This is a genomic window from Longimicrobium sp., from assembly GCF_036280135.1.
Classification (GTDB): domain Bacteria; phylum Gemmatimonadota; class Gemmatimonadetes; order Longimicrobiales; family Longimicrobiaceae; genus Longimicrobium.
The window spans coordinates 1-9,226 of the sequence record NZ_DASURI010000344.1; the positions used below are offsets into that span (position 1 = coordinate 1).

At 69.3% G+C, this 9,226-nt stretch carries 10 protein-coding genes; 5 read left to right on the forward strand and 5 right to left on the reverse strand.

Annotation, left to right across the window (positions count from 1 at the left end; translation table 11 throughout):
• Nucleotides 1-114: 114 nt before the first annotated feature.
• The gene (locus VFZ20_RS10810; RefSeq protein WP_329683884.1) at nt 115-324 is read right to left on the reverse strand and encodes a cold-shock protein; all 210 of its coding nucleotides are present in this window, start codon (nt 322-324) and stop codon (nt 115-117) included.
• 541 nt (nt 325-865) lie between these two features.
• Nucleotides 866-1,555, reverse strand: coding sequence for a TIGR04283 family arsenosugar biosynthesis glycosyltransferase (locus VFZ20_RS10815; RefSeq protein WP_329683885.1), 690 nt, complete (start codon nt 1,553-1,555; stop codon nt 866-868).
• 146 nt (nt 1,556-1,701) lie between these two features.
• On the opposite strand from VFZ20_RS10815, the gene VFZ20_RS10820 reads away from it, so the two are divergent.
• The 3 genes from VFZ20_RS10820 to VFZ20_RS10830 all read left to right on the forward strand — a co-directional run bounded on the left by VFZ20_RS10820 (nt 1,702) and on the right by VFZ20_RS10830 (nt 4,162).
• Nucleotides 1,702-1,998, forward strand: coding sequence for a pinensin family lanthipeptide (locus VFZ20_RS10820; protein ID WP_329683886.1), 297 nt, complete (start codon nt 1,702-1,704; stop codon nt 1,996-1,998).
• A gap of 213 nt (nt 1,999-2,211) precedes the next feature.
• Nucleotides 2,212-3,399 (forward strand): ATP-binding protein, encoded by a 1,188-nt coding sequence (locus VFZ20_RS10825; protein ID WP_329683887.1) that lies wholly within the window; start codon nt 2,212-2,214, stop codon nt 3,397-3,399.
• Nucleotides 3,400-3,691: 292 nt separating this feature from the next.
• Nucleotides 3,692-4,162 (forward strand): hypothetical protein, encoded by a 471-nt coding sequence (locus VFZ20_RS10830; RefSeq protein WP_329683888.1) that lies wholly within the window; start codon nt 3,692-3,694, stop codon nt 4,160-4,162.
• A gap of 473 nt (nt 4,163-4,635) precedes the next feature.
• Here VFZ20_RS10830 and VFZ20_RS10835 read toward each other — a convergent pair whose 3' ends face one another.
• Both VFZ20_RS10835 and VFZ20_RS10840 read right to left on the reverse strand, forming a co-directional pair.
• Nucleotides 4,636-5,328 carry an HAD family hydrolase gene (locus VFZ20_RS10835; protein WP_329683889.1) on the reverse strand — a complete coding sequence of 231 codons (693 nt, stop codon included), beginning with the start codon at nt 5,326-5,328 and terminating at the stop codon, nt 4,636-4,638.
• 131 nt (nt 5,329-5,459) lie between these two features.
• Entirely contained in the window at nt 5,460-5,978 is a 519-nt protein-coding gene (locus VFZ20_RS10840) for a hypothetical protein (RefSeq protein ID WP_329683890.1), read from the reverse strand.
• Between the two features lie 253 nt (nt 5,979-6,231).
• On the opposite strand from VFZ20_RS10840, the gene VFZ20_RS10845 reads away from it, so the two are divergent.
• Nucleotides 6,232-6,516, forward strand: a complete 285-nt coding sequence (locus VFZ20_RS10845; RefSeq protein ID WP_329683891.1) for a hypothetical protein — start codon at nt 6,232-6,234, stop codon at nt 6,514-6,516.
• Between the two features lie 544 nt (nt 6,517-7,060).
• Here the strand turns inward: VFZ20_RS10845 and VFZ20_RS10850 are convergent.
• Complete coding sequence (locus tag VFZ20_RS10850; RefSeq protein ID WP_329683892.1) at nt 7,061-7,870, reverse strand: Crp/Fnr family transcriptional regulator; 810 nt, start codon at nt 7,868-7,870, stop codon at nt 7,061-7,063.
• A gap of 180 nt (nt 7,871-8,050) precedes the next feature.
• On the opposite strand from VFZ20_RS10850, the gene VFZ20_RS10855 reads away from it, so the two are divergent.
• The gene (locus tag VFZ20_RS10855; RefSeq protein ID WP_329683893.1) at nt 8,051-9,172 is read left to right on the forward strand and encodes an endonuclease/exonuclease/phosphatase family protein; all 1,122 of its coding nucleotides are present in this window, start codon (nt 8,051-8,053) and stop codon (nt 9,170-9,172) included.
• The last annotated feature ends 54 nt before the right edge of the window (nt 9,173-9,226 follow it).

Below are 9,226 nucleotides of genomic sequence, written 5' to 3' on the forward strand. Positions count from 1 at the left end.
GAGTCCGCGCGGCGCTCCCTCAGGAAATCAATCGACCGCGTACAGACGACGAGCCGGCGGCGGAGCAATCTCCGCCGCCGGCTCGTTGCGTCTACTGGGAGACTGCCCGCGGTCTCAGCCGACCTTGGCCACGTTGCGCGCGGCCGGGCCCTTGGCGCCGTCCTCCAGGTCGTACTCGACGCGCTCGCCCTCCACCAGGGTGCGGAAGCCGCTCCCCGAGATGGACGAGTAGTGGACGAAGCAGTCCTTGTCCCCGTTCTCGGGCGTGATGAACCCGAAACCCTTGGCGTCGTTGAACCACTTCACGGTGCCTGTGTTGCGCATGGCAGTGCTCCCAAGACTGGTTGTACTCCGGGCGGAGCGTCCATCCACCCGGCTCGCTGCGTGGGCAAGTGCGCCCCCCACGCCGGGCTTTAACGGCCGTCCGGATGTGGACCGGCGCGTCGTGAAACCACGGCGAGACTCAGTGCGCGTGCAGGGCTGTCCATGACGGGCGTCGTGCGAGAGACCACCGGAGGGTGCCTGACGGGTGACTGCGGATCGCGGGTCTTTTCGGCGGATTGTGGCCGGAACGGAATCCAACGTAATTGACGACGCGGAATGCGTCAAGATATTAATCACCCGACGATGCCGCGCATATTGTATACGTTCTCCGTGCTGCCTGCCGCGTCAGGTGCTAAATCCTTCCCACCCCTATCCACGAGGCCGATCGGCGGACCGCACCCCACGCGCCATCCCATCTTCGCGCGGCCGGAAAAACCAACGGCATTTTCTCACGCAGGGGGAGCAGAGGCAGCCGAGTACCCCGGCACCGCGTGGGACCGGGGTACTCTGTGGGGCCGCAACGAACCACGTTTGACGATGATCAGCGATAGCGGTCGGCGAGGCGGGCGGGGTCGGCGCCCAGGGCATAGGCCAGGCGCAGGCGCCACATCAGCACGATGGTGCGCCAGACGCCGCGCTCCTCCCATCGGCGGCTGGAGGTGAGGACGGGAGCGCGCAGGCAGAGGGGCGGGCCCATCCGCCGCAGCGTCCTGGACAGCGCCACGTCCTCCATCAGCGGGATGTCGGGAAAGCCGCCCGCGCGGACGAACCAGTCGCGCCGCACGAAGATGGCCTGGTCGCCCGTGGCGATGCCGGACGCGCGCGACCGCAGGCTGATCATCCGCTCCACCACGCGCAGCATGGGGTGCGCGCCCGTCAATCGCACGTCGAAGCGCCCCCATCCCCGCCCCGCCGCACGCAGCCCGTCCAGCACCAGGCGATCCGCGTCCGGCGGCAGCCGCGTGTCCGCGTGGAGAAAGAGCAGCACGCCGCCGTCCGCCGCGGCCGCGCCCGCGTTCTGCTGGCGCGCGCGGCCCCGCGCCGACGCGATCACGCGATCCGCCAGCGGATGCGCCAGCTCCGGCGTGCCGTCCGCGCTGCCGCCATCCACGACGACCACCTGGTGTCCGCACGCGCGCAACGGCTGCAGCGGCGCCAGCGTGTCGCGGATGCCGCCTGCCTCGTTCAGCGCGGGGACGATGATGGAGATGCGATCGGCCGCGGTCGTCACGTCTGCCGGTGTTCAGGGTAGAAATCGGGACTCAAGTGCCATCGTTCGATTTCACGCACGACTTCATGGCGCGAAGTAGAAATGCGCACTAGCATGATCCGGGGCCGCCGATCTCCTTCCCACACATCCAGACAATGGAGCTGCCGATGAAGAAGCTCATCCTCGACGAGATCCGCGTGGAGTCGTTCAGCACCACCCTCGCGGAGACCGCGAACCCCGGTACGGTGCAGGGTCACGCTACAACCTTCGTGTACTGCTCCGACTGCAACTGCAATACGCTGAACACCTGCGAAGGGCCCAGCTGCCAGTACGGCACCTGCGATCCGCGCCTGTGCAACACCGAGTCGCTGGGCAACGAGACGTGCGACTACACCTGTGGCGACAACTACGGGTGCGGCACCGTGGACCCGCGCTGTACCTACGGCGGCGTGTACGCCTGCTGATCCGCGGCTGAACACCGCGCGCCGGATCCCCGTCCGCGGCGGCCCTCCCGGTGCGCGGCGCGCAGGTTGCGCATCTCCCCGTCGGCCGGTCCTCCCCCGGGAGGGCCGGCCGATTCCGTTGCCGCCGCGGAGGACGCCGAACCCTTTGCCGCGCACGGACGTACAATCAACGGGGGCGCCTTCGTACCCCCGTACCTCGCACCTTCGTACCCGATGGCCAGCAATCCCCTGCGCGACCTCTTCTTTGGCCCGGACCGGCGCGCGCTGGTGAGCGCCGTGGTGCCGCGCCGCACGTTCAGCGACGTGGTGCTGCCGCCGGCCACGCGCCGCGCCCTGGACAACGCGCTCGTGCAGATCCGCAAGCACGACGTGCTCTTTGGCCAGTGGGGGCTGGGCGAGCGGCACGAGAGCGGGCTGGGGCTGGCCTTCAACTTTGCCGGTCCCCCGGGCACGGGAAAGACCATCTGCGCCGAGGCCATCGCCAACGCGCTGGGCAAGCCGCTGCTCGTGGTGCGCTACAACGAGCTGGAGAGCCAGTGGGCCGGCGCCACGGCCAAGAACGTGGCCGCCGTCTTCGCGTCCGCCGCGGAGCAGGACGCCGTGCTCTTCTTCGACGAGGCCGACGCCATCGCGGGGCGGCGCTTTACCAGCGTGGACCAGGGCTACCAGCGCGAGGCCAACGCCGTCGTCAACGTGCTGCTGCGCGAGCTGGAGGATTTTCCCGGCGTCGTCATCTTTGCCACCAACCTGGCCGCCAACTTCGACCCGGCGTTCGAGCGGCGCATCCGCACGCACATCCTGTTCGAGCAGCCGGGCCCGGAGGAGCGCGAAAAGATCTGGCGCGTGCAGATCCACCACCGCAAGACGCCCCTGGCGCCGGACGTGGACTTCACGGAGCTGGCGGAGCGCTACCCGGCCAGCGGCGGCGACATCAAGAACGCCGTGCTCAAGGCCGCGCAGATGGCCATCGCCGAGCCGGGGCCGGACGCGGACAAGCACATTGCCCAGCGCCACTTCGAGGCCGGCATCGAGGAGGTGCTCACGGCCCGGCGGGTGATGGACCAGACGCTCTTCGGGGGGATGATGCCCGGGCTGGCCGCCATGTCGGGGGCCGACGGCGGCGTGGAGGACGAGGTGGGCGCCCTGGCGTCGCGGCTGATGGAGGTGGAGGATGCCGTGGCCGCCATTCCCGACACGCTGCGGCGGCTGGAGGATGCCCAGGTACGCCAGCGGGACGAGGCGGAGCGCGCGCGGACGGCGCTCGCGGCGCGGCAGGACGAGGCGCTGGCCGCCCTGCGCGCGGGCGGCGGGGGCGCGGAACGGACGGCCCGGCTGGCCGTGTGGATCTCCGCCGTTTCGGGGGTGCTGGCGGCCCTGGCGGCCGCCGCCGCGCTGCTTTGATCGCTTTGCCGCGAGCATTCGGGCTGTTTGGTTTTCGGAGTTTTGCCGTTGAGCTGATCCACCCCTGTCACCTTCGGCGCGATCCCCTGAACCGCTCCACGGCTGGGGGCGAGCGGGCCGCGCGCGCGAAGTCGAGACAGGACCGGGACCTGTAAACTATGTATAAGTGTGAAAGTTCGTGAATCTGCTTCTTGCAGGTTCCAAAAACCGGCACTAAGCTGTAGAGCGGAACCCGATCCAACATAAACTGAGTGCACACGCACTGGGCAGCCCTGAGCCGAGCGAGGAGTCTGTGACGGAACGTGTCAGCGATGCGGCCATCGACCGGATTCGTGAGCACGTAAAGGCGCAGGTTGCCCGCACGTCGCTCCGCAAGGTCGCCAAGCGCGCCGCCGTAAAGGTCGGCGCCACCAAGAAGTTCATCGACGGCTCGGTGCCGTACGAGCGCAACCTGCGCCTGTGGAAGCGCTACTACGCCCGCGAGCTGCGCGAGGGTGTGGCGGGCAACCCGGACGACGCGGTGCCGATGGCGGACGCCGCCGCCGTGCTGGAGCTGCTGCTGTGGGCGTTCCCGGACCAGGACCGGCCCAACGCGCAGTTCCAGGCGGTGGAGCTGTTCCGCGACCTGTACCTGCAGCACGGGCGCACGCCGCCCGCGTGGGTGCACGACCTGCTGGAAGCCGGCCCGCCCGCGCCTTCCAGCGTCTCCGCCGACGACGGGGACGATGACGAGGACGGCGATGAGGGAGACGACGAGGAGTAGCCTCGCCGCCTTGGCCGCGCTCCGTGGCCGTCCCGGTCGATGATGATGAACACGAAGGCTCCCGTGCTTGGCGCGGGAGCCTTTGTCGTTGTTCGGAGCGGTGGATCAGCAGATGCGCGATCGGCGGATTGGCGGATGCGGGAAGCCGGTGCGAAGCGAGGAACTGAGATGAGACGGCGGCCGCCCAGCCCCAGCGATTGAAATCGCGGCACCAAAAACGTGATGTCGGCCTGCGCCGACGGCTCATGCCGCACGCCGTCCGTCGTGCACCAGGGCAGGGCTCGGCGCCGTCGTGCACGGGGGCGAGGTCCGCGGCAGGCAGGAGCGAATGGAATTCGCCGCTGGAAGCTCGCGAAGTCCGCCTGCGCGGACTGGCCGGCCGACCGGCCTTCGAGCAGTTGCTGGCTATTCCCTATTCCCTGTTCCCTATTCCCTGCAGTTGTCCCCTGTCCCCTGTCCCCCGCAGTTCAACCTCAGTCAGCGATCGCCCGCCACACCGCGTCCACGTCCGACAGGTCCTCGAACAGGTAGTCCGGCCCGCAGGCGGCCAGCTCCTCGGCCGGGTGGCCGCCGGTGGCCACGGCGATGGTGCGCACGCCCAGGTGCTCGCCGCACGCGATGTCGAACGGCGTGTCGCCGATGATCACGATCTCCTTGCCCTGGAACTCCAGGTCCGTCAACGCGCGGGCACGGCGCACGGCCACGGCGGGCAGCTCCTTTCGCTCCCAGTGGTCGCTGCCGTAGGCGCCCACGCGAAACCGGTGAAAGCCCAGCCCCGCCGCCTCCACCTTCATCCGCGCGCCCTCTTGCACGTTGCCCGTCAGCAGGGCCAGGAGGGTGGAGTCGCCGCCCGCCTCCACGCGGTCCAGCAGCGCGGGAACGCCGGGGAGGGTGCGGATCTCCGTCCGCGCCACCTCGCCGCGCAGGTTGCGAAGGTACAGCGCCCACAGCTCCTCGTAGCGCGGCTCGATCTCGTCCACCGTGCGGCCCGTGGCCGTCATCAGCTCGCGGACGATCTGCGGGTCCGTGCGCCCGCCCATGCTGTACGCGCCGATGGGTCCCGTCTCGCCGAACACCTCCAGCAGCGCGTCGCGCAGGGCCCGCGCGCCGGCGCCGCCCGCCGACAGCAGCGTTCCGTCGATGTCAAAGAGCACCAGCCGCCTCATCCGTCATCCATTGTTCAGGGTTCGTTCATCCTTCTCGCAGGGCGCGGGCCGCGATGGTGGCAACATGCGCGAACCGCCGCCCGGGAGCCATCCCCGGGCGGCGGTCCGCAGCCTGACGTGCGAACCGTGGATCAGCCGGCGGTGGTAAGCGCGCAGTCCGTCACCGTCCACACGTTGCGCAGGCGCGCCGTGCACGCGTAGCCCTCGAACAGGCGGCCGTTGAGCTGCATGGCGGCGGGGAGCGTGGCCGTGCGGCCCGTGATGACCGGCTCGCCCAGCTTGAACCACTGCGCCAGGCCGCCCGTGGCGTTGTAGGTGATGCCGCTCACGTCCACGGTGCAGCCGGAAAGCGGCACCACGGCGGGCTTGTTGCCGGCAAAGCGGTCCAGCAGCAGCGAGCTGGGATCGGCGTCCAGGTCCGGGTAGCCGGTGGAGACGCACTGCGCGTCGATGTTCAGGGCGCTCTTGTTGGCGATGAGCCAGGTGAGCGTGGCTTCCTGCACATCCAGCGGGGTGCTGCTGGCGATGCGATCGCCCTCGCTGAGCGACGCGGCGGCGGCGCTGGCGGTGGGCTGCTGCTCGCACGCGGCGAGAACGATCAGGGCGGCGGCGGCCAAGGACGCGGCGCGCCCGGTGCGGATCAGGTTCATCTGAGTGCTCGTATCTTCCGGTGTATTTGGATCAGCGCGGGCGGACTCGGCACGCCCGTGCATCGGTCCGTGGAAGATAGGCCGGGGGAGATTCAGCATCGTCTCGGGAGCGCCTCAGGTGTTTCCCTCGACGGGATCCGGACGCCCGGGCGGGAGGTGATCCGCTGGCACGCGAAACGCAACGGCGCATCACGCGCGATATTTGATGCGGATCCCCCCCCGAGCGTCCAAAGATCCCAGGCGGAGGCGACCCATGTTCGTGCTGGTGCAGCATTACGTGACGGACGTGCAGACCTTCTGGTCCGCGGTGCAGCACGCGCTTCCCACGCTTCCGCCGTACCTGCGGCTGCACCAGTGCCTGCCCACCAGGGACGGCAGCCACGCGGTGTGCGTGTGGGAGGCGGACAGCATTCGCGACGTGCGGTCGTTCCTGGAGACGTACGTGGGCCACGCGGGCCGCTCGCTCTACTTTCCGGTGGAGAACGCCGACGGCATCGCCATGCCCTCCGAGGTCGCCATCACCGAGCCGGCGGAGTAAACGACAACGGATTTCTCACGCAGAGCCGCAGAGGCGCAGAGAACTGAACCGGTAGACGAAGTACTCTGCGTCCTCCGCGGCTCTGCGTGAGAATGCAGTTGCTTTTGGGTTTTTGGCGGATGAAAGCTGAGAGCGGGCGGGGGAGCGGGAGGGAGTCGCTCCCCCGCCCGCTTTCATGCCCCGGGAGAGAGGGGACGCTGGGGCGGGCAGGCCGGATGGGGCTGTGGGACCCGAGGGCAGGCTCGACCAGGGCCGAAGGGGTGCCACCACTCAGGTAGCAGTATGGTAAACGAATGCGGGGCAACGCACAAGCGGTGTCTCGTAACGACTCGTACCGTGGACAGGCGCTAACGGGACGCCGCCCGTTTCGGCGTCGCAACGAGCATGTAAAGCATTTGGGCCATACGAGATCGATCGCTCCGGCGGCCCCGGAGCCACACCTATCAAATCGGGCGTAAACAGATGGGGATGAGCGCGGACGAGCCGGTGGCGGATGCATCGCATCACACGCACCGGCTCTCGTCATCATCTGCCCGCGCGACGGTCAGCCGCCGGCGGCCTCGGCGCGGCGGGTGGCGAACTTGGGCTCGGCGGGGGCGCCCTCGCCGGCCGTGCTCAGCCCGCCCTCGGAGACGTCGACCGTGTCCAGGGGGCTGGGGATCGTGCCGCCGCCCAGCAGCCGGTCAAACTCGCTGAGGATCACGCCGTAGCACTCGCAGCTGAGCGCCTCCAGCCCGGGACGGTCCACGATGGTGATGCGGCCGCGGCTGTACTCGATGAGCCCGCGCTCCTGCAGCCCGCCCGCGATCTCGGTGACGGTGGCGCGGCGCACGCCCAGCATCTGCGAGAGGAAGAAGTGCGTGAGGTCCATGGTGGGCCCGCCCACGCGGTCCGCCGTGAGCAGAAGCCAGCGCGCGCACCGCTGCTCCGCCGCGTGCAGCCGGTTGCAGGCGGAGTTCTGCCACATCAGCGTCATCAGGGCCTGCGTGTACAGCGCCAGCCGCCGCCCCAGCACGCCGCCCAAGGCCAGCTCCGCGCGAAACGCATCGGCATCCATCCGCCAGCCCCAGCCCGACACCTGCACGAACGCCTGCGCGGCCATGCGGTCCGTGCCCAGGAACACGGGCATCCCCACCATCCCGTCGTTGCCCACCGTCGCCGTTTCCACGGCCGCGCCGTCCCGCATGAGGCCCACGATGGAGACGACGCCCTCCTCGGGAAAGTACACGTTGCGGATGGGGCGGTTGGGGTCGATGAGCACCTGCTTGAGCGGCAGGTCCACCCGCTGCATGGCGGGGAGCATGCGGTTGAGCTCGTCCTGCGGCAGCGCCGCGAGAATGCGGTTCCGGTGCATGGTCGTCGGGCAATGGAATGCGTTGACGGATGGGTTCCCGGTGCAGTTTACATCATCCGTGCCGGACAGCGACGGCGCGACCGTAACAGGGGGCGGGTTTCTCGTCGCGCTGGCACGCCGCCCGCATGGCAGGGCATCCACGCGCACGTCAATCGACCCGCTCCACCCGGACCTGGCCACATGCTTCTCTCCATCGCCAAGTGGGTGACCGTGGGATCAGGGCTGCTGGCAGTCCTGGTTACCCTGGTAAGCCTTCACTCGTCGCCGCACTGGTCCGTGCGGCTGTGGGACTTTCCCCGCGTGCAGATCGGCCTTGTGGCCGCCGCGGCCTGCATCATCCACGCCCTGTTCTTTTCCCGCTGGGGCGCGCTGGACCTGGCCCTTGGCGCGGCGACCGCCGGAACGGCGCTGTGGCAGGGGTGGAAGATCTTTCCCTACACGCCCGTGGCGCCCCTGCAGGTCAAGTGGAGCGACCGCAAGCCGTCGCCCGGAAAGACGAAGCGGCCGAGCTTTCGCCTGCTCATCACCAACGTGCTGATGGAGAACACGCAGCACGACCGCATCCTGCGGGTGATCGACGAGGCGGACCCGGACGTGGTCCTGGCCGTGGAGACGGACCACACGTGGGCGGCCGCGCTGCAGCCGCTGCGGGCAAAGTACCCCCACGGCGTGGACCAGCCGCAGGACAACTGGTACGGGATGATGCTGTTCTCGCGCCTGGAGCTGGAGGACTGCAAGATCGAGTTCCTGGTGCAGGACGACATCCCGTCCGTGTTCGCCAAGGTGCTGCTGCCGGACGGGCCCACGGTGTACCTGCGCGGCATCCATCCGCGCCCGCCGGAGCCCATCCGCGACCAGGACAGCACCCCGCGCGACGCGGAGCTGGTGCTGGTGGGCAAGCTCATCAACGAGGCGCCGGACCAGCCCACCGTCGTGGCCGGCGACCTGAACGACGTGGCGTGGTCGCCCACCAGCCAGCTGTTCGCGCGGCTGGCGGGGCTGCTGGACCCGCGGCGGGGACGCGGCTTCTACAACAGCTACAACGCCAACAACCCGTTCCTGCGCTACCCGCTGGACCACGTGTTCCACTCGCACCACTTTCGGCTGGTGGCGCTGCGGCGGCTGCCCAACATCGGCTCGGACCACTTTCCCATGATGGTGGAGCTGAGCTACGAGTACGACGCGCCCATCGAGCAGCCCAAGCCCGAGATGCGGGAAAGCGACCCGGAGGAGGCGGAGGAGAAGATCGAGAAGCAGCTCGAGGCCGCCGCCACGGGCGACGACATGCCGGGCCGCGAGTGAGGGACCGCGCGGGGCCGCTCACGGCGGGGGAGCGGGCGCGGGGCTACGCCGTGC